We start from the raw sequence: 23,566 nt of genomic DNA, 5'->3' as shown, positions 1-23,566 counted from the left end.
CATGAGCAATGAGAATGTGAACCTGACAAAAGTGATCGTACCTTGCAGATTTTCTTATCTGCACTGCTGGGAGCCCAATGCGGTGAACGACGGGGACCCGAAGTATTCGGTGTCGGCAATCATCCCGAAGTCGGACACGGAGACCATTGGGAAGATCAAGAGGGCCATTGAGCAGGCGAAGAAGGATTCGGTTTCCAAGTGGGGCGGGAAGGTCCCGGCGAATTTGAAGCTGCCGCTGCGGGACGGGGATATTGACCGCCCGGAGGATGAGGCTTATGCGGACAGCTATTTCTTTAATGCCAACAGCAGGCAGGCGCCGCAGGTGGTGGATAAGAACGTGCAGCCGATCCTGGACCAGTCGGAGGTGTATTCCGGGTGCTATGGTAGGATAAGCGTGAATTTTTACGGATTCAACAGCAATGGGAACCGTGGGATTGCGGCCGGCCTGGGGAATATCCAGAAGCTGCGTGACGGGGAATCCCTGGGCGGGAGGACCAGCGCGGAGGATGATTTTGACGCGGTGGAAATGGATGGAGAGGAAGATTTCCTTGGGTAGATGTATCAGGGCGGCGGGAGACTGCCGCCTGTTTCCCGGCGGGGAGAAATACAGGAGGAAGGGAGCCGTGGCGTTATGGGACGGATTTTAGAGATGGATATTGAGACGTTCAGTGATGTGGATTTGATTAAGTGCGGGGTTTACGCTTATGCGGACAGCCCTGCTTTTGAAGTCCTGCTGTTTGCCTATTCTTTTGACGGTGGGGAGACCAGGGTGATAGATCTGGCGCAGGGGGAGGAACTGCCGGGGGAAGTTGCGGAGGCGGTTTTTGACGGTTCTGTGGTGAAGACGGCGTTCAATGCGAATTTTGAGCGGACGTGTCTTTCTAAGTATTTCGGGAGGTATCTTCCGCCGGAGTCCTGGCACTGCAGCGCGGTCCAGGCGGCGGTTCTGGCGCTTCCCCGGTCTTTGGAGGACGTGGGCGCGGTGCTGGGGCTGGACGAGCGGAAGATGAAGGAGGGGAAGGAGCTGATCCGGTATTTCTGCGTGCCTTGTAAGCCGACGAAGGCCAACGGGGGCAGGAGGCGGAACCTGCCCTGCCATGCGCCGGAGAAGTGGGAGCTGTTTAAGGCTTACTGTATGAGGGACGTGGATGTGGAGAAGGCCATACGGGGGAAGCTGTGTAAGTTCCCGATACCGGAGGACGAGATGGAGCTGTACCGGCTGGACCAGAGGATCAATGACCGGGGCGTGCTGGTGGATATGGGGCTGGTGCGGCAGGCGGTTGTCTGTGAGCGGCTGCATAAGGAGGTTGTGACGAGGCGGGCGTATGAGCTGACGGGGCTTGAAAATCCCAATTCCGTGGCGCAGTTGAAGGGCTGGCTGGGGGAGAACGGGGTGGAGGCGGAGAGCCTGTCTAAGAAGGCGGTGGCGGAGCTGATTGAGGAATCGGACGGGGAGGTGGAGGAACTTCTGCGGCTCCGGCTTTTGATGGCGAAGACTTCCGTGAAGAAATATGAGGCCATGGAGCGGTCTGTCTGTTCGGACGGGCGGGTACATGGTTTATTGCAGTTTTATGGGGCGAACAGGACCGGCAGGTGGGCGGGGAGATTGGTGCAGGTGCAGAATCTTCCGCAGAACCATATTGAGGATTTGGAGCTGGCGAGAAGGCTTGTGAGGGAGGGCAGGTTTGAGGACGTGGAGATGCTTTATGATTCCACGCCAAACGTGCTTTCGGAGCTGATTCGGACGGCGTTTGTGCCGGAGCCGGGGTGCCGGTTCGTGGTGGCGGATTTTTCTGCCATTGAGGCAAGGGTGCTGGCGTGGCTTGCCGGGGAGCGGTGGAGGCTGGAGGTGTTTTCTTCCCATGGGAAGATTTATGAGGCTTCTGCGTCTGCTATGTTCCATGTGCCGATTGAGGAAGTGACGAAGGGTTCCCCTCTGCGGCAGAAGGGGAAGATCGCGGAGCTTGGCCTGGGATATGGCGGGGCTGCGGGGGCGCTGGTTTCCATGGGCGCGCTGGAGATGGGGCTTTCGGAGGATGAGCTGCCGTCTCTGGTGGCCGCATGGCGCAGGGCGAACCCGCATATCACGCAGTTCTGGTGGGATGTGGATAAGGCGGCTGTGGAGGCTGTGACGAAGAGGACGGGGACACGGGCAGGGAGGATCACGTTTGAGTATCGGAGCGGGATTCTGTTTGTCATGCTGCCGTCCGGCAGGAAGCTGGCATATGTGAAGCCCAGGCTGGCGGTGAATAAGTTCGGGCGGGAGGGCCTGACTTATGAAGGGATTTCTGAAAATAAGAAGTGGGGCCGGATTGAGACCTACGGGCCGAAGCTGGTGGAGAATATCGTGCAGGGGACGGCCAGGGACCTGCTGGCGGAAGCCATGCTGCGGGTGGAGAGGAAGGGTTATTCCATTGTGATGCACTGCCATGATGAGATCATTGCGGAGGTGCCGGAGGGCAGCGGTTCCGTGGAAGAGATGTGTGAGGTGATGGCGGTGCAGCCTTTCTGGGCGGAGGGGCTGCCGCTGCGGGCGGACGGGTATGAGTGTCCGTTTTATCAGAAACAGTAGGAGGACGTTTTCATGGGGTACAATGATGCAGGAAGAGGGACAGGGGGTATGTGTGTATGAAGGTTTATGTTTCTACGGGCAATTCGAGGATGGAGAAGCGGTGGAACGGCGGGGAGATGGAGCTGGAGGATTTTGTCCGGCGTATTTCCCGGACGATACGGACGGCGGAGACGGTGGAGCAGTACCGGAAGCTGTCGAAGGCGAGGCAGGATTCGATTAAGGACGTGGGCGGCTTTGTGATGGGGAAGCTGAAGGGCGGCAGGCGGAAGAAGGACTGCGTGGTGTTCCGGTCCGCCCTGACGCTGGACATGGACCATGCCGAGGCGGATATCCCGGAGCGGATGGAGATGTTCTTTGATTTCCGGTGCCTGATCTATTCCACGCATAAGCATACGCCGGAGGGTCCCAGGTTCCGGCTGGTGGTCCCGCTGTCCAGGAATGTGTCGCCGGACGAGTACGCGGCGGTGGCGCGGAAGGTGGCGGAGGACATCGGCATGGAGATGTTCGACGATACCACTTATGAGCCGTCCCGCCTGATGTACTGGCCGTCCACGTCTTCGGACGGGGAGTTTGTGTTCCGGGATATCGAGGGGGAGATATTGGACCCGGACACGGTTCTTTCCAGGTATAAGGACTGGCGGGATTCTTCGGAGTGGCCGGTGAGCGGGCGGCAGCAGGCGGTGGTCTTGAGGGAGATGAAGAAGCAGGCGGACCCGCTTTCTAAGGAGGGCGTGGTGGGGGCGTTCTGCCGGACGTACAGCATTGAGGAAGCGGCGGAGGTGTTTCTGGCGGACGTGTACAGGCCGAGCGCCATGCAGGGGCGGTATGATTATATTCCGGCGGATTCCCAGGCGGGGGTGGTGGTCTATGAGGGGAAGTTTGCCTATTCCCACCATGCCACGGACCCGGCCTGCGGGAAGCTGATGAACGCTTTTGACATGGTGCGTATCCATAAGTTTGGGGAGCTGGACGTGAGGGCTTCGGAGGATGCGGAGGCTTCCAGGCTGCCGTCTTTTAAGGCGATGAGTGAGTTTGCGGTCAGTGACGAAAAGGTGAAGCTGACGCTGGCGGAGGAGAGGGCGCAGTCTGCCCGTAAAGAGTTTTCTTCGGGAGATGACTGGCGCAAGGGGCTGGAACTGGACCGGCAGGGGAAGGTGAAGGACACGCTGGACAATCTGGTGCTGGCAATCCGGCATGATGAAGGTTTACAGTCCATCGCTTTTAATCTGCACCGGGACGGGATTGATGCCGGGGAGAGCCTGCCCTGGAAGCAGATCAAGCCGGGGTGGAATGATTCGGATTTTGCGTCGCTTAAGGTTTATCTGAATAAAGGGTACGGGGTATATGCGCCCACGAAGACGAAGGATGCCCTTCTGGCTGTGGCTTCGGAGCGGGCATACCATCCGGTGAAGGAGTATCTGGATGCCCTGCCGGAGTGGGACGGGGTGAAGCGGGTTGACACGTTGCTGACGGACTATCTGGGGGCGGAGGATTCCGCATATACGAGGGCGGTCATCCAGAAGACGCTGGCGGCGGCCGTGGCTAGGATTTACCAGCCAGGGACGAAGTTTGACAGCGTGCTTATCCTGAACGGGCCGCAGGGGATTGGGAAGTCCACGCTGTTTGCGAGGCTTGCGGGGGCGTGGTTTTCGGACAGCCTGACGCTTACGGACATGCGGGATAAGTCCGGGCCGGAGAAGCTGCAGGGGTACTGGATTCTGGAGCTGGGGGAGCTTGCCGGGATGAAGAAGACGGATGTGGAGACAGTGAAATCTTTTTTGTCCAGGGTGGATGACAAGTACCGCGCCAGCTATGGGCTGAACGTGGAGAGCCACCCAAGGCAGTGCGTGATTGTGGGGAGCACGAATACGGAGAGCGGGTTCCTGCGTGACATTACCGGGAACAGGCGTTTCTGGCCGGTGCGGGTAAACGGTGAGAGTGTGAGGAAGCCGTGGCAGATTTCCGGGGAGGACGTGCTGCAGATATGGGCGGAGGCGAAGGCCGTCTATGAGAGCGGGGAGCGGCTGTACCTGGAAGGGGACGTTGCGGCCATGGCAACGTCCGAGCAGGCGGAGGCTATGGAGACGGATGACCGGGAGGGGCTGGTGCGGACGTACCTTGACACGCTCCTGCCGGAGAACTGGGATTCCATGAGTTTATATGACCGGAGGAATTTTTTGAGCGGCAGCGAGTTTGGGGAGGAACGGCAGACGGGTACGGTGCGCCGGATGATGGTGTGCAACATGGAGATCTGGTGCGAATGTTTCGGGCGGGAGTCCTCTGCGCTGAAAAAGATAGATTCCTATGAGATCAGCGGCATCATGCGGAAGATTGAGGGCTGGGGGAAATATACGGAGACGAAGAACGGGATGTCCGGCTTTTCAATCTATGGGAAACAGCGGGCATATGTGCGGGAACAAGACAGGAAATAGACGGAACAAGTCTGCCTGTATGGGAACAAGCCGGAACGGAACGAGCGGAACAAGAGGGAGTTTGTTCTGACGGTAGTTCCCGTACAGGGGATTCCGTAAAATCAAGGGTTGCGGGGCGGTCTGGAACAAGGGAATAAGAATCTCTTAGTGGGGTATGGGTAATAAGAAAAAGAAGCATATATGTACGTGTTATATACACGTATAAGGTATAAGGGATTTTTTGTATCCATGTTCCGGACGGGATTTCAGGACAGGACGGAGGTGTCTGGATGAGAGAGAATGAGATTGAACGGCGGCTGGCGGTATCGGTGAAGGAGATGGGAGGCATGGCGGTGAAGTTCGTTTCCCCCGGCTTGGATGGGGTGCCGGACCGGATTGTCTTGCTGCCGGGAAGGAAGATTGCTTTTGTGGAGTTGAAGGCCCCTGGGAAGAAGCCAAGACCCCTGCAGGAGAAGAGGAAGAGGCAGTTGGAGGGTTTGGGCTTTCCGGTTTATGTGATAGACAGCCTGGGACAGATTGGAGGTGTGCTGGATGAGATATGTTCCGCATGAGTATCAGGAGTATGCGAAAGAGTTTATCATCAGGGAGAAGGTGGGCGCGCTGTTTTTGGACTGCGGGCTTGGGAAGACGGTGATCACGCTGACGGCGGTGTGGGAGCTTCTGTTTGACTATTTTGATATTCGTAAGGTGCTTGTGATCGCGCCTCTGCGGGTGGCGAGGGATACCTGGGGCGGCGAGCTGGAGAAGTGGGAGCATCTGTCCGGGATCGGGCTGTCAAAGGTGCTGGGTTCGGAGAAAGAGCGGCTGGCGGCTTTGGAGCGGGAAGCGCAGGTGTATGTCATCAACCGGGAAAATGTGGAGTGGCTGGTGGATTCCTGCAGGTGGGATTTTGACATGGTGGTGATCGATGAACTGTCTTCTTTCAAGTCCAACAGGGCGAAGCGGTTTAAGGCGTTGAAGAGGGTGCGGCCGAAGGTGAGGCGGATAGTGGGGCTGACTGGGACGCCGGCGCCGAACGGGCTGATTGATTTATGGGCGGAGATCGGGCTGCTGGACATGGGGCAGAGGCTTGGGCGGTTCATCGGCGGATACCGGGAGCGGTTCTTCCTGCCGGATAAGCGGAGCAGGCAGATGGTGTTCTCCTATAAGCCCAGGGACGGGGCGGAGGAAGCTATATACGGGCTGATCTCCGATATCTGTATCAGCATGAGGGCGGGTGACTATCTGGATATGCCGGAGTGTGTGTATAACCGGGTGGAGGTTGCCATGAGCGGGAGGGAGATGGAGCTGTATGGGAAGCTGGAGAAAGATATGTTGCTGCCTTTTGCGGAGGGAGATATTGACGCGGTGAATACCGCAGGGCTCTCCAACAAGCTGCTGCAGATGGCGAACGGGGCGGTCTATGACGAGAACGGCAGGGTGAGGCGCATCCATGACCGGAAGCTGGAAGCCCTGGAGGATTTGATAGAGGCGGCGAACGGGAAGCCGGTGCTGGTGGCTTACTGGTATAAGCATGATTTACAGAGGATTGTGGAGCGGGTGAAAGCCGTGGAGTTGGATACGGCGGAGGATATGCGGAAGTGGAATGCCGGGGAGGTTCCGGTGGCTGTGATCCACCCGGCATCTGCCGGGCACGGGCTGAACCTGCAGGCGGGAGGCTCCACGCTGGTATGGTTCGGGCTTACCTGGTCTTTGGAACTGTACCAGCAGATGAACGCGAGGCTGTGGCGACAGGGGCAGGAGGATACGGTGGTGATACACCATCTGATTGCGAAGGGGACGCTGGACGAACGGGTGCTGGCGGCCCTGGAGAGGAAGGACTGCGGACAGGCGGCGCTTGTGGAAGCGGTGAGGGCGAGGATTGGAGGCGGAAAGGATGGAGACAGAGAAGCTGTTTAAGGAATACCGGAACTGGAAGAAGGATATGGGGCTTCTGGAGTTTGAGCTGTCCCGGTTTGAGGGCGTGCCGTGTGAGGATGTGATAGAGAGCATGTGCCTGGGGCAGCCCCAGGGGGAGCGGGTGCAGGGCGGCGGGATTTCCGATAAGACCGGGAATGCGGCGGTGAAGTACCGGCAGGTGAAGGAGCGTCTGGACGATGACTGGTTTGAGTACCTGCTGGGGCGGTATCAGGCGGTGAAGGAAGAGCTGGAGTTTTTTGAGTATGCCGTGGGGCAGTTGAGCGGGAGGCTGCCGGAGGTGGTGCGGGATATGGTGATGGAGGATATGACGTGGAGGGCGCTTTCCGAGAAGTACAGCGTGAGCGAGGCCATGATCGGGAAGTACCGGAAGAGGGCGCTGGCGGAGATGAGGGAGTTGTACCTGATGAGGGAGAGGACGGCTGGGCAGTATCTTCTGGACTGATTCTGTGATACGGTTGAGTGATGGTTGAGTAAAGGTTGAGTAAGAGTATAGGGAAGGTTTATTGAAAGTTTATCGGCGTCTGTGCTATGATTAGGATGCGAAGAACTGTAAGGAGCTCTGTGGATATGTCCATGGGGCTTTTTCTTTTGTCTTTGCGGGGCAGCGGGCTTTATCCTTTCACCGCTGCCCTTTTTGCGATTGAGAGGATGGAAGGGAGATCATGATGGATTGTTTTGCTGTGAATGACAGAGGGAAATGCAGCATTTTAGGCAGCGGGATGTGCCAGGGGAAGTCCTGCGGGTTCCATAAGACGAAGGAGGAGCAGGAGCGATCCCTGGAGAAAGCAAGGGAGAGGCTCAGGAGCCTGCCGGAGCATCAGCAGGATGCCATAGCGGATAAATATTACGGCGGAGTGAGGCGGTGGTGACCATGCCGAGAAGGCCGAAGAAGCCGTGTAAGCATCCGGGATGCCCGAAGCTGACGGACGGTGATTTCTGTGAGGGACATGCGGCACTGCACAGGGCGGACCGTGTGGATGCATCCGGGCGTGGGTATGGCAGCAGATGGCGGAAAGCGAGGAAACTTTTTCTGAAACAGCATCCGCTGTGTGAGAGGTGTAAGGAGCAGGGGCAGTTCGTGAAAGCGGAAGTGGTTGACCATATCGTGCCGCACAGAGGGGATGGAAGGCTGTTCTGGGACGAAGGGAACTGGCAGGCGCTTTGTAAGAGATGCCATGACAGCAAGACCATGACAGAGGACCGGTATCAGGAATACAGGTACTGACGGCAGAAAAGCCCTGGGAGTTACCAGGGCTTTTCTGCGGTATATGCTTTTTTGTCATGCGGGTTCTGCGGGACATTCTGATTCCGGCGGCGCGGGGTGGATATGTATGGAGCCTTCTTCATAGTCCACCTGCAGGCGGTCCCCGATGTGGAAGCCGAGGGATTCCAGCCAGTTTCCCTCTATCTGGATTTTGGGTGTCCGGATGTACTTGGTGTCATCAAAAGGGTTTTTGGGATAGGTAAGGCGTGAGGATGTGATTACTTTGATCAGCTTTGATTTCATAGACGTGTGCCTCCTTTAGATTTGGTGTGGTTCTGGCTACTATTTTACTGTGGAAGCGTGCGGATCTCCAGTGAAATCTGGCCGGTGATCTCCACAAAGATTTTTCCCGTGAGCTGTGGGTTCTGCATATAGCCGGAGGGGAGAGGCGGTGGAAATCTCCAGAAGCCGTATCCATGGACACCGCCGCCCCCTCAAACGTGAATTTTCGCAGAAATTGACAGGGGGGATAGGCGGCGCATGATCCCGGCATACATAAATGCAGGATTTATAAGGATTTCCGGGGATAAAGTCATTCAGGGAACCTTTATAAATCCTGTATTATGGGGCTGAAAAACTATCGGAAAAAGGTGGTTTTGCGGCTCTTTTTATTTGGGGGTGAAGGTATGACGAAGGAACAGGCGGAGCGGATTAAAGAGCTTCGGATGCAGGGGAAGGGCTATAAGGCCGCTGCCTCTGCCGTGGGGCTGTCCCGTGACATTGTGCGGAATTACTGCAGGGCGAACGGGATGGAAGGCTATGGGGAAGCGGTGAAGTTGAACTTGCAGAGAGAGATGGCGGAAGATATCGCCAAACCGGGTGCATGAGGACGGCGGAAAGGAAAAGCTGTATGCGGCTTCGCTGTCCGGCGGGAAGGATTCCACGGCTATGGTCCTGCGGCTGGTGGAGGAAGGCTGGCCTTTGGATTTTGTGATGTTCTGTGACACGGGGCTGGAATTTCCCCAGATGTATGAGCATGTGGAAAGGCTGGAAAAGGCCCTGCCGGTCCCGGTGGTGCGTCTGAAAGAGGGAAAGGGTTTTGAGTATTACCTGCTCCATTATACGCCGGAGCGGAAGGACCCGGATTCCCCCTATGCGGGTAAGCCGGGCATGAGCTGGGCGGGGCCTAGGAACCGCTGGTGTACTTCCGTGTTGAAGACGGCGGTGATCAACAGGTATCTGTCAGGGCTTAGGAAGAAATATGAGATTGTGCAGTATATCGGCATAGCGGCGGATGAGCCGCAGAGGGTGAGGGAGTACCGGTATCCTCTGGTGGAATGGGGGATGACGGAGAAGGACTGCCTGGATTACTGCTATGAGCGGGGGTACGACTGGGGCGGGCTGTACCGGCTGTTTGACCGGGTGTCCTGCTGGTGCTGCCCCCTGCAGGGGCTGGAGGAACTGCGGACGCTGCGCCGGGAGTTTCCGGAGCTGTGGGAGCGGCTTCTGGAATGGGAAACGCAGACATGGCGGGATTTCCGGAAGGATTTTTCCGTGCAGGAGTTGGAAGTCAGGTTCCGGTTTGAGGAAGAACGGATACGGGAAGGAAAGCGTATCCGGGGGAAGGAATTTTTTAAGGAGCTGTATGGGAGGTTAGGCAGGGATGGAGACAGAACAGAAATATAATATCGTCTATGCCGATCCCCCGTGGCGGTATGACAACAAACGGGTGCAGGGCGGAGCAGAGAAGCATTACGGGACGATGGGCACGGAGGATATCTGTGCGCTGCCCGTGGCGGATATCTGCGCGGAAGACTGTACGTTGTTTTTATGGGTTACGTTCCCGCAGTTGCCGGAGGCCCTGCGTGTGATGGAAAGCTGGGGGGTTCCGGTACAAGACGGTGGCTTTTGTGTGGCTGAAACAGAACCGGAAGTCTCCGGGCTGGTTTTACGGGCTGGGGTTCTGGACCAGGGGGAACGCGGAGATCTGCCTGCTGGGAGTGAAAGGGCATCCGAGGCGCAGGTCTGCCCGTGTCCACCAGTTTATCATCTCCCCACTGGAAGCGCACAGCAAGAAGCCGGACGAGACGAGGGAGAAGATCGTGGAATTGATGGGAGACCTTCCGAGAGTGGAGCTGTTCGCAAGGCAGCGTGTCCCCGGCTGGGAAGCGTGGGGGAACGAGGTGGAGAGCAGCGTTGTCCTGGAGCCGGAGGGAGACGGAAGAAAGGGAAACGGGGAGGCGGAGTGACCATGGGAAGGCTTACATTTCTGGATATCTGTTCGGGGATCGGCGGGTTCCGGCTGGGGCTGGAATGGGCCGGGCATAAATGCGTTGGGTATTGTGAGTATGATAAGTTTGCGAGGGCTTCCTATGAGGCCATGTATGACACGGAAGGGGAATGGAAGGCGGAGGATGTGACGAAGCTGACGCCGGAAGAGATCCCCTATGCGGATGCGTGGTGCTTTGGGTTCCCCTGCTTTGAGGCCGGGACGCTGGTGATGACGGACCGGGGATATAAGTGTATTGAGCATATCCAGGCCGGGGACCGGGTATTGACGCATAAGAACAGGTTCCACCCGGTGGTGAGGCCCATGAAACATAGGGCCGGGGAGATTTATGAGCTGGACGTTTTCGGCGTAGAGAATCTAAGAGTGACCGGGAAGCATCCGTTTCTGGTAAAAGACGGGGATTCTGCCAAATGGAAAGCCGTACAGGAACTGGAGGCAGGTGATCTGATCGCGGTTCCGGTGAATAACAAGGCGGAGCTGCCGGAGTGGGACGGGATTACTTATGAGCGGCGTGGGAGGGAGTACAGGCTGGACGGTCTTGACCTTGGGAGCCGGGATTTCTGGTGGTTCGTGGGCTGTTATATGGGTGACGGCTGGTATCGTGTTACCAAGAGGAAGAATGCGTCTGATAATTACCGGGTGGTGATTGCCTGCAATGAGGAAAAGCTGGAACGGCTGAAAAGGCATGTGGACAGAATGTTCCGTTACAGCGTGGCGAAGGAGCGGACGGCTTATAAGGTGCATTTTACGAATAAAGAGCTGACGGTATTTTTGATGCAGTTTGGAAAGGGTGCGGGAGGAAAGCGGCTGACAGAGACGGTCTTCAATCTGCCGGAGGATCTGCTGCGGGCGTTTCTGGAAGGGTATTTTGAGACGGACGGGTGCATGGTTGGGAAATACCATCAGGCATCCACGATTTCCAGGGAGCTTGCTTATGGAATCCGGGACTGTGTGCATAAGGCGTACCGTATGCCCTGTGCGGTTTACAGAAATAAGATGCCAAAGACCTGCGTGATCGAGGGCAGGACGGTACGGCAGCATGATTTTTATACGGTGAGGTTCAAGGAAGGGCGGTCTGAAAGGGACGGCTCTTTTTTCATGGACGGATATGTCTGGTGCCGTTTCAGGGGCAGCAGGAAGGTCCCGTTTGATGGATATGTCTACAACATGGAGGTGGAAGATGACAATTCATACACAGCAGGAGGGCTGGCAGCCCACAACTGCCAGGATATCTCCATCGCAGGAAAGCAGAGGGGGCTTAGAGGAAAAAGAAGTGGAATCTATTACAGCATTATTGACCTCATCAAAGGCAAAGAGGAAGGCGGTAAGCCCACATACCTACTTGTTGAGAACGTTAAGAACCTGTTATCAGTCAATGCAGGATTCGATTTTGCCGCCGTTCTCTCTGAAATGGACGAGGCAGGGTATGACGTGCGGTGGCAGGTGCTTAATTCTAAAGACTTCGGAGTCCCGCAGAACCGGGAGAGGGTATTCCTTATCGCAGTTCTTAGAAGCAGAGGTGGACGGGAAATATTACCTGTCTTCGGAGAAGACGGTGGAGCTCTTAAAGAGGTTATAGGCGGGATGCAGGGATACCGGGTGTATGACCCGTCCGGGGTTTCGGTGAGTATCGGGGCGAACGGCGGGGGTATGGGCGCGAAGACCGGGCTGTACTGCGTAGGCGATGCAGAGCCAGGCGGCCGGATATTTGTGGACCAGACGCTGAACCATCCGAAGGTTACGGAGGTTGCCCGGTGTCTGATTGCACAGTATAATGGCGGGCTGACGAATTATGGCAATTCCGGAATATTGGAGACTGATTCTGCGGTGCAGGAAGCCAGGGCGGTACTGACGCCGGACAGGATGGAGAAGCGGCAGAACGGCAGGCGGATGAAGGAGGCCGGGGAGCCGATGTTCACGCTGACGGCGCAGGATCAGCACGGGGTTTATCTGACGGAAGAGGTATCCGGGGATGCGGAGCCGGCGCTGCCGGTGAGGAACGGCACGAAGCAGGGGTATGACCTGGCTTATCCGGGGGACGGCGTGTGCCTGTCGTACCCGAAGAGTGAATCCCGGCGGGGCCGGGTTGGAAAGGGCTGTTCGCAGACGCTGGATACGGGGTGCATGATGGGGACGGTGACGAAGTGCGGGAAGATCCGGAGGCTGACTCCCCGTGAGTGTTTTTGCCTGCAGGGGTTCCCGGATGAGCTGTATGAGCGGGCGGCGGCTGTCAATTCGGAGACACAGCTTTATAAGCAGGCCGGAAATGCGGTCACGGCAACGGTGGCTTATGCGGTCGCCATGGCACTGCCGGAGAGCCGGGAGCTTCTGGCGCAGATGGAGGCTGTGTGGGAAGAGTTTGGGGATTCCGTGCGGGAGGCTGAATGGAAAGGCGCTGATGGCTTTGTGCCGGGGACGGCATGGGAGGACTTTGGGGATACGGCATGCGGCCTGTCCGGGGATTCCGGGACGGGGCCTGATGAGGATTTTGATTTTCTGGATTAAAAAGTGCGTGAGCCGGTACGGAGGGAGGTGAGTGCGGTGGCGCAGAGAGGGCGGAAGCCGAAGCCTACGGCGGTGAAAATGCTGGAGGGGAACCCTGGGAAGCGGGGGCTGAATGCCGGGGAGCCGAAGCCGGAAAATAAGGCTCCGAGGTGTCCGGCGTGGCTGGAAGCGGAGGCGAAGAAGGAATGGAAGCGGATGGCGAAGCAGATGGAGCGGCTTGGGATTCTGACGGAGATTGACATGGCGGCTTTTGCGGGGTACTGCCAGGCGTATGCCAGGTGGAAGGAAGCGGAGGAATATATTTCAGAGCATGGGGCGATCATGGAGACGCCTTCGGGGTACTGCCAGCAGGTCCCGCAGGTGTCCATTGCGCAGACTTACCTGAAGATCATGAACCGGTTCTGTGAGCAGTTCGGGCTTACGCCTTCTTCCCGGAGCCGGATCGTGGCGGATGCCGGGGAGGATAAGGAGAGCGACGCTATGGAGATCCTGCTGTTCAAGGGAGGCGGAGGATAGTGTTTGACGAGGCGAAGGCGCAGAGGGCTGTGGAGTTTATCCGCTGCCTGAAACATACGAAGGGGAGATGGCGGGGGCAGGCGTTTGACCTGCTGCCGTGGCAGGAGACGATTATCAGGGACGTGTTCGGGACGGTGAAGGAGGACGGGTTCAGGCAGTATAATACGGCCTATGTGGAGATTCCGAAGAAGAACGGGAAGTCGGAGCTGGCGGCGGGGGTGGCGCTTTACATGACCTGCGGGGACAATGAGTGGGGCGCGGAGGTGTATGGGTGCGCTTCGGACCGGCAGCAGGCTTCCATTGTGTTTGACGTGGCGGTGGACATGGTGGAGCAGTGTCCGGCGTTGAAGAAGCGGATCAAGCCGGTGATGTCGGTGAAGCGGCTGGTGTATAAGCCGACGAACAGTTTTTACCAGGTGCTTTCTGCGGAGGTTTATACGAAGCACGGGCTGAATGTCCATGCGGTGATTTTTGACGAGCTGCACAGCCAGCCGAACCGGGAATTGTTTGACGTGATGACGAAGGGCTCCGGGGATGCCAGGACACAGCCTTTGTTCTTCCTGATTACTACGGCGGGGACGGACCGGCATTCGGTTTGTTTTGAGCAGCATCAGAAGGCGGAGGATATTCTGTGCGGGCGGAAGGCGGACCCCACGTTTTATCCGGTGATTTACGGGGCTTCGGATGATGCGGACTGGACTTCGGAGGAAGTGTGGTACCGGGCGAACCCGTCTTTGGGGCATACGATTGATATCGGGAAGGTGCGGAATGCCTGTTTGAGCGCCAGGGACAATCCGGCGGAGGAAAATATTTTCCGGCAGCTCCGGCTGAACCAGTGGGTGAAGCAGTCCACACGTTGGATGCAGATGGAGAAGTGGGATGCCTGTGCTTTCCCGGTGGACGAGGGGGAGCTTCTGGGGCGGGAGTGTTACGGAGGGCTGGATTTGTCAAGCTCTATTGATATCACGGCTTTTGTGCTGGTGTTTCCGCCCAGGGACGATACGGAGAGGTATGTGTTCCTGCCGTTTTTCTGGATACCGGAGGAAAATATGGTGCGGAGGGTGCGGCGTGACCATGTGCCGTATGATGTGTGGGAGAAGCAGGGGTTTCTGGAGACTACGGAGGGGGATGTGATCCATTATGGGTTTATTGAGAGTTTTATAGAGGATTTGGGGAAGAGGTTCCACATAAAGGAGATTGCCTTTGACCGGTGGGGAGCGGTGCAGATGGTCCAGAACCTGGAGGGGCTTGGGTTTACGGTGGTTCCGTTCGGGCAGGGGTTCAAGGATATGTCGCCGCCTACAAAGAGGTTGATGGAGCTGGTGTTGGAGAGGAATGTTGCCCACGGCGGGCATCCGGTGCTGCGGTGGATGATGGACAATATTTTTGTGCGGACGGATCCGGCGGGGAATATCAAGCCGGACAAGGAGAAGTCCACGGAGAAGATTGACGGCGCGGTGGCGGCGGTTATGGCGCTTGACCGGGCGGTGCGGAATGGCGGGAGCACGGGGAGCGTGTATGATGAGAGGGGGATTTTGAGCTTTTAGTCTGTTGGATTTCATGATATACTGAAAGCAAAGAAGCCGGAGGTAAAACAGCATGTCATTGTATGAGAAAAAACTTGAATATCAGGAAATCCATATAGATACAGTTGGAGATATTGATAAAATTATTGCCGATTATAATTGTTTTTATAATTTGCCGAGACAAGGAAGAACTGCTGATGATGACCCATCGGACCGTTTACAGACCTTTTTTAGAGGACAAAGTGATGAATCATGGAAAATACGTGCCAGCATAGAAGATGCGAAAGAGCAAGAATATGATATATTGGCTGATTATAAGCCGAAGCATGATATGAATTTATTTGATACCATTGCGTATATCCAGCATTACCAAACTGGCACCAGGTTTATAGATTTTACTACCGATAAAGATGTAGCACTTTATTTTGCATGTTCGGGAAATATGGATAAAGACGGTGCGTTGTTTATGTGGTGTTATCCACCACATAAGGCAGAATGGTATACAGCATGTATTTTGACAGAGTTGGTCAGGATAAAGACGGATTCCGTGATGTCAGTACAGGATTTATCTGAAATAATACTTGGAAAATATCCAAAGATTAACGATACATTCAAGGAGGCTATAGACTTAAACACTGCTATCGTTTCTTTTTTAGATCATGGTTTTATGGCGGTTCCTTCTGAAACTACTAAAGAAAATAATTTAAGATTAAAAAGGCAGAACGGATGTTTTTATTTATGTGGGGTAAAATTTGAACATCCTTTGGATGGTGTGGCACGAATTAGTTCACATGCAGGATATAATAAATTTTATCCCCATTCAGTGCAAGTCCCAGAAGGGTTGAAAAATGGAAATGGTTTGGTGAAAATAGTGATTAGTAAGGAATTAAAAAAAGAAATTTTAGAATCTCTTGAAAAAAAGGGAATTACAAAGGAATACTTGTTAGTAGATTGACTTTTAGGAAAGTAGGCATCTCTTTGGAGGTGCTTTTCTTCTGCGTATTTTTAGGAGGTGTGTATGAAGCTGGCGTCTGTTTTGGGTATCAGGGGGGCGAGGGATAAGCCGAGGGACAGTTACGGGAGTACGGCTTATTCCTTTTTGTTTGGGCGGAGCAGCAGCGGGAAGGTTGTGAATGAGCGGACGGCCATGCAGACCACGGCGGTCTATTCCTGTGTGCGGATTCTGTCGGAGGCGGTTGCTTCCCTGCCGGTGCATCTGTACCGGTATGCGGGGAGGGGGAAGGAGCGGGTGTATGACCATCCTTTGTATTATCTCCTGCATGACGAGCCGAACCCGGAGATGACTTCTTTTGTGTTCCGGGAGACGCTTATGAGCCATCTTTTGATCTGGGGGAATGCCTATGCGCAGATCATACGGGACGGCGGGGGCCGGGTGCTGGGGCTGTACCCGCTGCTGCCGGACAAGGTGGAGGTTGACCGGGACGGTAAGGGGGAGCTTTATTATGTCTATAACCGGTACGGTGACGAGAACCCGAACTTTGGGGAGTACGGCAGGGTGTATCTTCCGCGGGAGGATGTGCTGCATATCCCCGGGCTTGGGTTTGACGGTCTGGTGGGGTATTCTCCCATTGCCATGGCGAAGAATGCGGTGGGGATGACGCTGGCCTGTGAGGAATACGGGGCGGGATTCTTTGAGAACGGGGCCACGCCGGGCGGCGTGCTGGAGCATCCGGGGGTGTTGAAGGACCCGGCGAAGGTGCGGGAGAGCTGGCACGCTGTCTACGGGGGCTCTAAGAATGCGGGGAAGGTGGCTGTTCTGGAAGAGGGCATGAAGTACCAGCAGATCGGGATTCCGCCGGAGGAGGCGCAGTTTCTGGAGACCAGGAAGTTCCAGGTGGACGAGATTGCCAGGCTGTACCGGATTCCGCCGCATATGGTGGGGGATCTGGATAAGAGCAGCTTTAGCAATATTGAGCAGCAGTCGCTGGAGTTTGTGAAGTATACGCTGGACCCGTGGGTGATCCGGTGGGAGCAGTCTTTACAGAAAGCCTTATTGTTGCCCCAGGAGAAGCGGGAGTATTTCGTGAAGCTGAATGTGGATGGGCTTCTGCGGGGGGATTACCAGAGCCGTATGAACGGGTATTCTGTGGGGCGGCAGAATGGGTGGCTGTCCACGAATGATATCAGGGAGATGGAGGACATGAACCCGATTCCTGCGGAGGAAGGCGGGGATCTGTATCTGGTGAACGGGAATCTTTGCAGGCTGGAAGATGCGGGGCTGTTTGCGGGGAAGGGCCTGCAAGAGCAGGAGCCGCCGGACGGGAGGCAGTTTCGGCAGGGAGGCTCCGGATTGGGGCTGTGAGGCATGGGAACATGAAAGCATAAAGGCATAAGGGTATAAAAGCATAATAGCTGGATAAAGGTGTTTTGGGAGCTGGCAGGTGAATGTATCTGCTGGCTTTTTTGTTCGCCGGTTTATGAGAATCGGTGGGAAGTATTGGAAGAAGCGGAAAGTGAGGTGCAGGGATGAAGCGGAAGTTTTGGAACTGGATACGGAATGAGACGGACGGGGAGAGAACCTTGGTATTGAACGGGGAGATTTCGGATGAGACCTGGTACGGGGACGAGGTGACGCCGGCGCTGTTCCGGAAAGAGCTGGATGCGGGGACGGGGGATATCACGGTCTGGATCAATTCTCCGGGCGGGGACGTGTTTGCGGCGGCGCAGATTTATAACATGCTGATGGAATACAGGGGGGACGTGACGGTGAAGGTGGATGCCCTGGCGGCTTCGGCGGCGTCTGTGATTGCCATGGCCGGGACGGAGGTTCTGATGTCCCCGGTGGGCATGATGATGATCCACAATCCTATGACGATTGCCATTGGGGATTCCAAGGAGATGCAGAGGGCCGGGGAGATGCTGGACGAGGTGAAGGAGAGCATTATGAACGCCTATGAGATTAAGACGGGCATGGGCAGGGCGAGGATTTCCCACCTGATGGATGCGGAGAGCTGGTTCAATGCGGGGAAGGCGGTGGAGCTTGGCTTTGCAGACGGGGTTCTGCATGGGGAAGGCACGGAAGATTCGGTGAGGGGTACGGAGCCGGAGGGCGTGATGTTTTCGCGTATGGCGGTGACTAATTCCCTGCTGTCTAAGCTGGTGCCGAAGGAGACGGAAAAGAGGGTTCCGGTGGAGCAGTTGGAGAAGCGGCTGGGGCTTTTGCGGCATTGAGTATTTGGAGTGGTCATGGGCTGTGCGGCGGCCTGTGAACCGGCGGAGCAGGGGAAGGCTGCGAGGTACTGCGGCTATGTGGAACTTGTAGAGGTGCTGTGGCGCCTGGAAGAGATTTCTGTAAATAAAAAAATAGATTGACGGAGGTATGGAGATGAAGAAGATTTTGGAGTTGAGGGAGAAGCGTGCGAAGGCATGGGAGGCGGCAAAGTCTTTCCTGGACAGCAAGCGGGGCGGGGACGGCCTGCTGTCGGCGGAGGATACGGCTGTCTATGAGAAGATGGAGCAGGAGGTTGTGAATCTGGGGAAGGAGATTGAGCGGCTGGAACGGCAGGCGGCGATTGACGCGGAGCTGAATAAGCCTGTCTCCGAGCCGATCACGAATAAGCCGAACAACAATCCGGATGGTGAAGAGAAGAAAGGCAGGGCGACGGATAGGTATAAAAAGACGTTCTGGAATGCCATGCGGAGGAAGAATTTTTATGACGTGGAGAATGCCCTGCAGGTGGGGACGGATTCCGAGGGCGGGTATCTGGTGCCGGACGAGTTTGAGCATACGCTGGTGGAGGCTCTGGAGGAAGAGAACTTTTTCCGGAGTATCGCCACGGTGATCCAGACTTCCAGCGGGGACCGGAAGATCCCGGTGGTGGCGACGAAGGGGACGGCTTCCTGGATTGACGAGGAAGGGGCTTACCCGGAGTCGGATGATTCTTTCGGGCAGGTTTCCATCGGGGCGTACAAGGTGGCGACGATGCTGAAAGTGTCGGATGAGCTTCTGAATGACAGTGTGTTTGACCTGGAGGCGTATATCTCTAAGGAGTTCGGGCGCAGGATCGGGGCGAAGGAGGAAGAGGCGTTCTTTACCGGGGACGGGAAGGGCAAGCCTACGGGTATTTTTAATGCCGCGGGCGGGGCTTCTGACGGAGTGACCACGGCAGCGGCGAATATCACGTTTGACGATGTGATGGATTTGTTCTATGCGGTGAAGTCGCCGTACCGGAAGAAGGCGGTCTGGGTGCTGAATGATACGACGGTGAAGGCCCTGCGGAAGCTGAAAGACAATAACGGAAATTATATCTGGCAGCCGTCCGTGCAGGCGGGGCAGCCGGACATGATCCTGAACCGTCCGTACCATACTTCTGCCTATGTGCCGGAGGTTGCGGCGGGGGCGAAGGTGATGGCCTTCGGGGATTTCTCTTATTACTGGATCGCGGACCGGCAGGGAAGGTCTTTTAAGAGGCTGAATGAGCTGTTTGCGGCAAACGGGCAGGTAGGGTTCCTGGCAAGCCAGAGGGTGGACGGGAAGCTGGTTCTGCCGGAGGCTGTGAAGACTATGGCAATCAAGGGGAGCAGCGCCGGGGCGTAAGGTTCTGACGTGTTGTGAGTGATGCCGGGGGTGTGAAATCTCCGGCATGAAATAAAGTATGAAAGGCGGGAGGGATGCAGGATGGAGGTTGTGACGCTGGAAGAGGCGAAGCAGTATCTCCGGGTGGACAGCGCGGATGAGGACGGGTTTATCTCCGGGCTGTTGGAGACCGGGGAGAGCATGTGTGCGGATATGGCGCGGATGGAAGCGGGGGAGCTGGAAGGGCATCTTCCCATGGCGCGGATTGCCGTTCTGTATGTCACTGCCTATCTGTATGAGCACAGGGAGCAGGCGGACCATGAGGAACTGGTGCAGACTTTACGCTCTCTGCTGTTCGGTATCAGGAGGGAAGTGTTCTGATGGCGGAGGTATGGAGGGACAGCGGGGCGGGCGGGAGTTCCCGGCAGAGGTATCCTTTGGGGGAGTGGAAGGAGCGGATCACGGTTCAGAAGAGCTCTTTGGGGAACGATAAGGCGGGGAACCATGTGCTGGCCTGGGAGGATTATTTTTTCTGTTCTGCTTTTGTGAACAGTCTTTCCGGGAAGGAATACTGGGAGGCGGCGCAGGTGAATGCGCAGAAGGATATTTATTTCATTATCCGGTATTGTTCGGAAGTGGCGGATATGGATACGGAGCATTACCGGGTATTGTTCCGGGGGCAGGTTTACAATATCACTTTTATTGATAATGTGCGGTATCAGAATAGGACGTTGAAGCTGCGGGCTTCTTTGGTGAAGAGGTGATTGGGTGTCGGAGAATCAGAGGGTGTCTGTGGACCGGATGGCGGAGGCCGTTATGGAGGGTCTTTTGGAGTATGCGGAGCTTGCCGCGGACGTGATGAAGGACTGTGTGAAGAAGGCCGGGAATACGGTGAAGAAGGAGGCGCAGGCGGGCGCTCCGGTGAGGACCGGGAAGTATAAGAAGAGCTGGGCGGTGAAGTGGCAGAGGGAGACTTCCAATACGCTGGAAGTGGTGGTACACAGCCGGAACCGGTATCAGCTTACCCATCTTTTGGAGAAGGGCCATGCGAAGCGGGGAGGCGGACGGGTGAAGGCTGTCCCGCATATTGCACCGGCGGAGGAAAAGGGTGCCCGGGAGCTGGAAGAGGGGATTAAAAGGGGGCTGTCCAAATGAGCCATGGGGATGTGCTGGAAATGATGGAGGAAATGGGGCTTCCTTTTGCCTATGGCCATTTCGTGGAAGGGGAGGCGCCGGAGCCGCCGTTTGCGGTGTTCCTGTATCCCAGGGCGGATAATTTTTCGGCGGACGGGATTGCGTATTTTAAGAAGAGTGAGCTGGACATTGAGCTTTATACGGACTTGAAGGACCCGGATTTGGAAGAGGCTGTGGAGGCGGTGCTGTTAAAGCATGGGATTTTCTACGGGAAGAGCGAGGTGTGGATCGAGTCGGAGAAGCTGTATGAGGTTCTGTATGAGATGGAGGTTTAGACGGGATGAATAACAAGGTGAAGTTCAATATCTGCAACTGCCATTATGCGCTGCAGAGGGTGGCGGAGGACGGGGAGATGACGTTTGACAAGCCGGTGGCGATGCCGGGCGCGGTTTCGCTGGCGCTGGACCCGAACGGGGAGCCGGAGTCGTTTTATGCGGACGGGATTGAGTATTATATTATTGCCAACAATATGGGGTATGACGGGGACCTGGAGCTGGCGCTGATCCCGGAGAGTTTCCGGACGGATGTTTTGAAGGAGGAAGCGGACGGGAATGAGGTGCTGGTGGAGAACGCCAATTCGGAGACGGGGGCTTTTGCGCTGTTGTTTGAGTTTGACGGGGATATCAGGAAGATCCGGCATGTGCTGTATAATTGTTCTGCCAGCAGGCCGAAGATTGAGGGGAAGACCAATGAGGAGAGCCGGGAGGTGCAGACGGAGACGCTGACGGTGAAGGCCAGGCCGCTGGCAAGCGGGTATGTGAAGGCGAAGACGGGGAATAAGACTTCGGCGGAGACGTATGAGGGGTGGTATAAGAGTGTGTATCTGCCGGTCCCGAGGGCGGAGGCCGGCGGCGGTGTCGAGGAAGAGGGACAGGGTTGAAGGAGGCTGGAAGGGTATGAGTATTGTGAGGAAGGTCGGGATTGACGGGAAGGAGGTGCTGTTTAAGGCATCGGCGGCGATTCCGAGGATTTACCGGTTGAAGTTCCAGAGGGATATTTATAAGGATCTGCGGATTCTGGAGAAGAGCATTGGGGAGGGGGATGAGGAGCGTTCCAACTTGGATCTGTTTTCTTTGGAGATGTTTGAGAATATCGCTTATACGATGGCGAAGCACGCAGACCCGGCTATCCCGGACGATGTGGAGGAATGGCTGGACGGGTTTAATACGTTTTCAATTTATCAGGTGCTGCCGGAGCTGATTAAGCTGTGGGGGCTGAATGTGAAGACGGATGCGGAGGCTAAAAAAAACTTCGGCCAACAGAGCGGGAGATGACTACGCCGCTGTTCCTGCTCCGGTGTGTGCAGCTTGGGATCTCTATGGCGGATATGGAGCTTTTGTCTATTGGGCTGGTGAATGATATGTTTGTGGAGAGCCGGAATGACGGGTATCGGTACTGTGAGCTGGGGACGCAGGAGGATATGGACCGCTTCTAAATTTGATTGATATGGCGGCCTTTTTCTGCTATGATGGGTAGTGGGAAAAGGCTGAATAAATTCAGGAAAGACTACATTTAAAAGGAGATATAAATGAGCTGTATATATTGTTTTATTAAAGATGAGTATCAGCATAAGCTAAAAACGATGTCAAGACATAGCACATTAAGATTTGAAGACGATTTATACAAATATAAAGAAAACTTTCTCGAAAGTTTGAAAAACTTAGATTCAAGTAATTTATGTTCTTGTTGTCATGGTTTTGCAAAAAATGAAAATATTGTAAGCTTTTTAGAAGAAATGAAAACAGATTTGCAGTCGAAGATAGACTATATTGCTGTTGTTTTTGATGAGATAATTAATATATACAAGACGTTTATTACATGTAATCATGAAAAGGCTTATCACGGAATGGTCGCATTTTTACAAAAATACAGTACAAATTACACATCTATCAATGCACAACAACTTTGCAAACCGATGTTTAGGGTTCGTAGAAAGACGGGGGATTATGATGAATCAGATATAAGGGAATATTTTCACATTCCTTTTACAAAGAGATACTTAGCTGGCAATCAGCGGTATAGTATGACAGGGCAACCAATGAGCTATATGGCTGAATCGCTTCAAATTGCATTGAATGAAATAAATGGAACTATTGAAGAAGTAAATATAGCTTTATTTTTTCCAAGGTATAGTTACTTTTATAGAAATGGAATGTATGATGTTTCAAATGGGTTCATAGGAAATTTAAATGCATTGATTTCGGAAACGTATACAGGTTCGAGTATGCCAGAATATGATAATTCATATTATACATTTTCTAAAAATAATATGAAAAAAATGATAGGTGATTATATATTATATCAAATATTACAGTATCCTACAAAAGAAGGAACAAAAGGCGTGTTTGTACAAGAATATGTATTACCGCAGTTAATGATGGAAGCAATACAAAATAAAGGAGATTGGCTAGGACTTCAATATCAAACTTCAAAACCACCTATGTATAAAGTAGTAAATGAGTATTGGAGGGTTCCCAATTTGAACTATTGTTTTATTATTCCTTATACTGCGGATACGGCATACAATGAACAATATATAAAAAAATTTTTTTATGAGATATATTTTCAAAAAGAAAATGATATAGAATTAGAAAAAGTTCAACAGATGATAGAAGTATGTTTTGAGAATTGTAGAAAAGCACAGGCTCAAAAGTATATAATGCAAGAATACTTTCACTATACTGTTTGTGTAGAGACTTACTTGAAGGAAATGGTAAGATTGAATACAGAAGAATATGTAGAAACTAAAGAGTTTCAAATACAAAAATTGCTTTTATACAAGTTTTTAATTCATATTAATGAAATAATATGTAATCCAGATAAGTACCAGATTATAAAATATTCTGATAATTAGGATAAAAGAATGATTT

At 54.5% G+C, this 23,566-nt stretch carries 27 protein-coding genes and 3 pseudogenes; 29 read left to right on the top strand and 1 reads right to left on the bottom strand.

Annotation, left to right across the window (positions count from 1 at the left end; translation table 11 throughout):
• Position 1 precedes the first annotated feature (1 nt).
• The 8 genes from EBB54_RS20310 (at position 2) to EBB54_RS20275 (ending at position 8,149) form a co-directional block, all read left to right on the top strand.
• Positions 2-556 (top strand): DUF2815 family protein, encoded by a 555-nt coding sequence (locus tag EBB54_RS20310; protein WP_125128740.1) that lies wholly within the window; start codon positions 2-4, stop codon positions 554-556.
• A gap of 75 nt (positions 557-631) precedes the next feature.
• Positions 632-2,572: a DNA polymerase gene (locus EBB54_RS20305; RefSeq protein ID WP_125128739.1), complete on the top strand. Its 1,941-nt coding sequence runs from the start codon at positions 632-634 to the stop codon at positions 2,570-2,572.
• A gap of 56 nt (positions 2,573-2,628) precedes the next feature.
• The gene (locus EBB54_RS20300; protein WP_125128738.1) at positions 2,629-5,004 is read left to right on the top strand and encodes a virulence-associated E family protein; all 2,376 of its coding nucleotides are present in this window, start codon (positions 2,629-2,631) and stop codon (positions 5,002-5,004) included.
• Between the two features lie 269 nt (positions 5,005-5,273).
• Entirely contained in the window at positions 5,274-5,555 is a 282-nt protein-coding gene (locus tag EBB54_RS20295) for a VRR-NUC domain-containing protein (protein WP_125128737.1), read from the top strand.
• Positions 5,536-6,903: a DEAD/DEAH box helicase gene (locus tag EBB54_RS20290; protein ID WP_125128736.1), complete on the top strand. Its 1,368-nt coding sequence runs from the start codon at positions 5,536-5,538 to the stop codon at positions 6,901-6,903. Before EBB54_RS20295 ends, EBB54_RS20290 begins: the two co-directional genes overlap by 20 nt.
• On the top strand, positions 6,881-7,366 hold the full coding sequence (locus EBB54_RS20285; RefSeq protein WP_125128735.1) for a hypothetical protein: 486 nt from the start codon (positions 6,881-6,883) through the stop codon (positions 7,364-7,366). Before EBB54_RS20290 ends, EBB54_RS20285 begins: the two co-directional genes overlap by 23 nt.
• A gap of 220 nt (positions 7,367-7,586) precedes the next feature.
• Complete coding sequence (locus EBB54_RS20280) at positions 7,587-7,793, top strand: hypothetical protein (protein ID WP_243127742.1); 207 nt, start codon at positions 7,587-7,589, stop codon at positions 7,791-7,793.
• Between the two features lie 2 nt (positions 7,794-7,795).
• Positions 7,796-8,149 (top strand): HNH endonuclease, encoded by a 354-nt coding sequence (locus tag EBB54_RS20275; RefSeq protein WP_125128734.1) that lies wholly within the window; start codon positions 7,796-7,798, stop codon positions 8,147-8,149.
• Between the two features lie 54 nt (positions 8,150-8,203).
• On the opposite strand, the gene EBB54_RS20270 is transcribed toward EBB54_RS20275, so the two are convergent.
• Positions 8,204-8,431, bottom strand: coding sequence for a SymE family type I addiction module toxin (locus EBB54_RS20270; RefSeq protein WP_004070873.1), 228 nt, complete (start codon positions 8,429-8,431; stop codon positions 8,204-8,206).
• Between the two features lie 383 nt (positions 8,432-8,814).
• Between EBB54_RS20270 and EBB54_RS20265 the strand changes: the two genes are divergently transcribed.
• The 21 genes and pseudogenes from EBB54_RS20265 to EBB54_RS20185 all read left to right on the top strand — a co-directional run bounded on the left by EBB54_RS20265 (position 8,815) and on the right by EBB54_RS20185 (position 23,550).
• The gene (locus tag EBB54_RS20265; RefSeq protein ID WP_125128733.1) at positions 8,815-9,015 is read left to right on the top strand and encodes a hypothetical protein; all 201 of its coding nucleotides are present in this window, start codon (positions 8,815-8,817) and stop codon (positions 9,013-9,015) included.
• Positions 9,008-9,814 (top strand): phosphoadenosine phosphosulfate reductase domain-containing protein, encoded by an 807-nt coding sequence (locus EBB54_RS20260; protein ID WP_243127741.1) that lies wholly within the window; start codon positions 9,008-9,010, stop codon positions 9,812-9,814. The genes EBB54_RS20265 and EBB54_RS20260 overlap by 8 nt, the downstream gene beginning before the upstream one ends.
• Positions 9,792-10,377: pseudogene (locus EBB54_RS20255) on the top strand (MT-A70 family methyltransferase). The gene EBB54_RS20260 and the pseudogene EBB54_RS20255 overlap by 23 nt, the downstream one beginning before the upstream one ends.
• A 2-nt stretch (positions 10,378-10,379) precedes the next feature.
• Positions 10,380-10,607: pseudogene (locus EBB54_RS32290) on the top strand (DNA cytosine methyltransferase); the annotation flags it as partial.
• A 6-nt stretch (positions 10,608-10,613) separates the two neighbouring features.
• Positions 10,614-10,718: pseudogene (locus tag EBB54_RS32525) on the top strand (Hint domain-containing protein); the annotation flags it as partial.
• A gap of 3 nt (positions 10,719-10,721) precedes the next feature.
• Complete coding sequence (gene dcm / locus EBB54_RS32520; protein WP_408640804.1) at positions 10,722-12,923, top strand: DNA (cytosine-5-)-methyltransferase; 2,202 nt, start codon at positions 10,722-10,724, stop codon at positions 12,921-12,923.
• A gap of 36 nt (positions 12,924-12,959) precedes the next feature.
• Entirely contained in the window at positions 12,960-13,439 is a 480-nt protein-coding gene (locus EBB54_RS20245) for a phage terminase small subunit P27 family (RefSeq protein WP_125128730.1), read from the top strand.
• Positions 13,439-14,986, top strand: coding sequence for a terminase large subunit (locus EBB54_RS20240; protein ID WP_125128729.1), 1,548 nt, complete (start codon positions 13,439-13,441; stop codon positions 14,984-14,986). The genes EBB54_RS20245 and EBB54_RS20240 overlap by 1 nt, the downstream gene beginning before the upstream one ends.
• 52 nt (positions 14,987-15,038) lie before the next feature.
• On the top strand, positions 15,039-15,920 hold the full coding sequence (locus tag EBB54_RS20235) for an FRG domain-containing protein (RefSeq protein WP_125128728.1): 882 nt from the start codon (positions 15,039-15,041) through the stop codon (positions 15,918-15,920).
• Between the two features lie 63 nt (positions 15,921-15,983).
• A complete protein-coding gene (locus tag EBB54_RS20230; protein WP_125128727.1) occupies positions 15,984-17,288 on the top strand; it encodes a phage portal protein in 1,305 nt (434 codons plus the stop codon).
• A gap of 164 nt (positions 17,289-17,452) precedes the next feature.
• Positions 17,453-18,157, top strand: coding sequence for a head maturation protease, ClpP-related (locus EBB54_RS20225; RefSeq protein ID WP_125128726.1), 705 nt, complete (start codon positions 17,453-17,455; stop codon positions 18,155-18,157).
• Between the two features lie 15 nt (positions 18,158-18,172).
• The gene (locus EBB54_RS31650) at positions 18,173-18,298 is read left to right on the top strand and encodes a hypothetical protein (protein WP_279229976.1); all 126 of its coding nucleotides are present in this window, start codon (positions 18,173-18,175) and stop codon (positions 18,296-18,298) included.
• A 13-nt stretch (positions 18,299-18,311) separates the two neighbouring features.
• Positions 18,312-19,523 (top strand): phage major capsid protein, encoded by a 1,212-nt coding sequence (locus EBB54_RS20220; protein ID WP_125128725.1) that lies wholly within the window; start codon positions 18,312-18,314, stop codon positions 19,521-19,523.
• Positions 19,524-19,604: 81 nt separating this feature from the next.
• Complete coding sequence (locus tag EBB54_RS20215) at positions 19,605-19,883, top strand: head-tail connector protein (protein WP_125128724.1); 279 nt, start codon at positions 19,605-19,607, stop codon at positions 19,881-19,883.
• The gene (locus EBB54_RS20210; RefSeq protein ID WP_125128723.1) at positions 19,883-20,266 is read left to right on the top strand and encodes a phage head closure protein; all 384 of its coding nucleotides are present in this window, start codon (positions 19,883-19,885) and stop codon (positions 20,264-20,266) included. Before EBB54_RS20215 ends, EBB54_RS20210 begins: the two co-directional genes overlap by 1 nt.
• Before the next feature lie 37 nt (positions 20,267-20,303).
• Positions 20,304-20,657: an HK97 gp10 family phage protein gene (locus EBB54_RS20205; protein WP_125130927.1), complete on the top strand. Its 354-nt coding sequence runs from the start codon at positions 20,304-20,306 to the stop codon at positions 20,655-20,657.
• Positions 20,654-20,971 (top strand): hypothetical protein, encoded by a 318-nt coding sequence (locus EBB54_RS20200; RefSeq protein ID WP_125128722.1) that lies wholly within the window; start codon positions 20,654-20,656, stop codon positions 20,969-20,971. The genes EBB54_RS20205 and EBB54_RS20200 overlap by 4 nt, the downstream gene beginning before the upstream one ends.
• A 5-nt stretch (positions 20,972-20,976) precedes the next feature.
• On the top strand, positions 20,977-21,576 hold the full coding sequence (locus EBB54_RS20195) for a major tail protein (RefSeq protein WP_125128721.1): 600 nt from the start codon (positions 20,977-20,979) through the stop codon (positions 21,574-21,576).
• A 16-nt stretch (positions 21,577-21,592) separates the two neighbouring features.
• On the top strand, positions 21,593-21,970 hold the full coding sequence (locus EBB54_RS20190; RefSeq protein ID WP_004070843.1) for a hypothetical protein: 378 nt from the start codon (positions 21,593-21,595) through the stop codon (positions 21,968-21,970).
• Positions 21,967-22,131 (top strand): hypothetical protein, encoded by a 165-nt coding sequence (locus EBB54_RS30580; RefSeq protein WP_170178100.1) that lies wholly within the window; start codon positions 21,967-21,969, stop codon positions 22,129-22,131. Before EBB54_RS20190 ends, EBB54_RS30580 begins: the two co-directional genes overlap by 4 nt.
• Before the next feature lie 93 nt (positions 22,132-22,224).
• Positions 22,225-23,550 (top strand): hypothetical protein, encoded by a 1,326-nt coding sequence (locus tag EBB54_RS20185; RefSeq protein ID WP_125128720.1) that lies wholly within the window; start codon positions 22,225-22,227, stop codon positions 23,548-23,550.
• Positions 23,551-23,566: the final 16 nt, after the last annotated feature.

The organism is Schaedlerella arabinosiphila, from assembly GCF_003885045.1.
In the GTDB taxonomy this organism is placed as follows: domain Bacteria; phylum Bacillota; class Clostridia; order Lachnospirales; family Lachnospiraceae; genus Schaedlerella; species Schaedlerella arabinosiphila.
The sequence above is the reverse complement of the archived record's forward strand: the minus strand, read 5'-3'. Positions and strand labels throughout refer to the sequence as shown.

Bases quoted from the DNA above. Each gene is read 5' to 3' on its own strand.
- EBB54_RS20220 (WP_125128725.1), top strand. From the start codon at position 18,312: ATGAAGAAGATTTTGGAGTTGAGGGAGAAGCGTGCGAAGGCATGGGAG.
- EBB54_RS20205 (WP_125130927.1), top strand. From the start codon at position 20,304: ATGGCGGAGGCCGTTATGGAGGGTCTTTTGGAGTATGCGGAGCTTGCC.
- EBB54_RS20230 (WP_125128727.1), top strand. From the start codon at position 15,984: ATGAAGCTGGCGTCTGTTTTGGGTATCAGGGGGGCGAGGGATAAGCCG.
- EBB54_RS20275 (WP_125128734.1), top strand. From the start codon at position 7,796: ATGCCGAGAAGGCCGAAGAAGCCGTGTAAGCATCCGGGATGCCCGAAG.
- EBB54_RS20290 (WP_125128736.1), top strand. From the start codon at position 5,536: ATGAGATATGTTCCGCATGAGTATCAGGAGTATGCGAAAGAGTTTATC.
- EBB54_RS20280 (WP_243127742.1), top strand. From the start codon at position 7,587: ATGATGGATTGTTTTGCTGTGAATGACAGAGGGAAATGCAGCATTTTA.
- EBB54_RS20285 (WP_125128735.1), top strand. From the start codon at position 6,881: ATGGAGACAGAGAAGCTGTTTAAGGAATACCGGAACTGGAAGAAGGAT.
- EBB54_RS20265 (WP_125128733.1), top strand. From the start codon at position 8,815: ATGACGAAGGAACAGGCGGAGCGGATTAAAGAGCTTCGGATGCAGGGG.
- EBB54_RS20235 (WP_125128728.1), top strand. From the start codon at position 15,039: ATGTCATTGTATGAGAAAAAACTTGAATATCAGGAAATCCATATAGAT.
- EBB54_RS20295 (WP_125128737.1), top strand. From the start codon at position 5,274: ATGAGAGAGAATGAGATTGAACGGCGGCTGGCGGTATCGGTGAAGGAG.
- EBB54_RS20210 (WP_125128723.1), top strand. From the start codon at position 19,883: ATGGCGGAGGTATGGAGGGACAGCGGGGCGGGCGGGAGTTCCCGGCAG.
- EBB54_RS20200 (WP_125128722.1), top strand. From the start codon at position 20,654: ATGAGCCATGGGGATGTGCTGGAAATGATGGAGGAAATGGGGCTTCCT.
- EBB54_RS20310 (WP_125128740.1), top strand. From the start codon at position 2: ATGAGCAATGAGAATGTGAACCTGACAAAAGTGATCGTACCTTGCAGA.
- EBB54_RS20225 (WP_125128726.1), top strand. From the start codon at position 17,453: ATGAAGCGGAAGTTTTGGAACTGGATACGGAATGAGACGGACGGGGAG.
- EBB54_RS31650 (WP_279229976.1), top strand. From the start codon at position 18,173: ATGGGCTGTGCGGCGGCCTGTGAACCGGCGGAGCAGGGGAAGGCTGCG.
- EBB54_RS20185 (WP_125128720.1), top strand. From the start codon at position 22,225: ATGAGCTGTATATATTGTTTTATTAAAGATGAGTATCAGCATAAGCTA.
- EBB54_RS20300 (WP_125128738.1), top strand. From the start codon at position 2,629: ATGAAGGTTTATGTTTCTACGGGCAATTCGAGGATGGAGAAGCGGTGG.
- EBB54_RS20305 (WP_125128739.1), top strand. From the start codon at position 632: ATGGGACGGATTTTAGAGATGGATATTGAGACGTTCAGTGATGTGGAT.
- EBB54_RS20215 (WP_125128724.1), top strand. From the start codon at position 19,605: ATGGAGGTTGTGACGCTGGAAGAGGCGAAGCAGTATCTCCGGGTGGAC.
- EBB54_RS20195 (WP_125128721.1), top strand. From the start codon at position 20,977: ATGAATAACAAGGTGAAGTTCAATATCTGCAACTGCCATTATGCGCTG.
- EBB54_RS20190 (WP_004070843.1), top strand. From the start codon at position 21,593: ATGAGTATTGTGAGGAAGGTCGGGATTGACGGGAAGGAGGTGCTGTTT.
- dcm (WP_408640804.1), top strand. From the start codon at position 10,722: ATGAAACATAGGGCCGGGGAGATTTATGAGCTGGACGTTTTCGGCGTA.
- EBB54_RS20270 (WP_004070873.1), bottom strand. From the start codon at position 8,431: ATGAAATCAAAGCTGATCAAAGTAATCACATCCTCACGCCTTACCTAT.
- EBB54_RS30580 (WP_170178100.1), top strand. From the start codon at position 21,967: ATGACTACGCCGCTGTTCCTGCTCCGGTGTGTGCAGCTTGGGATCTCT.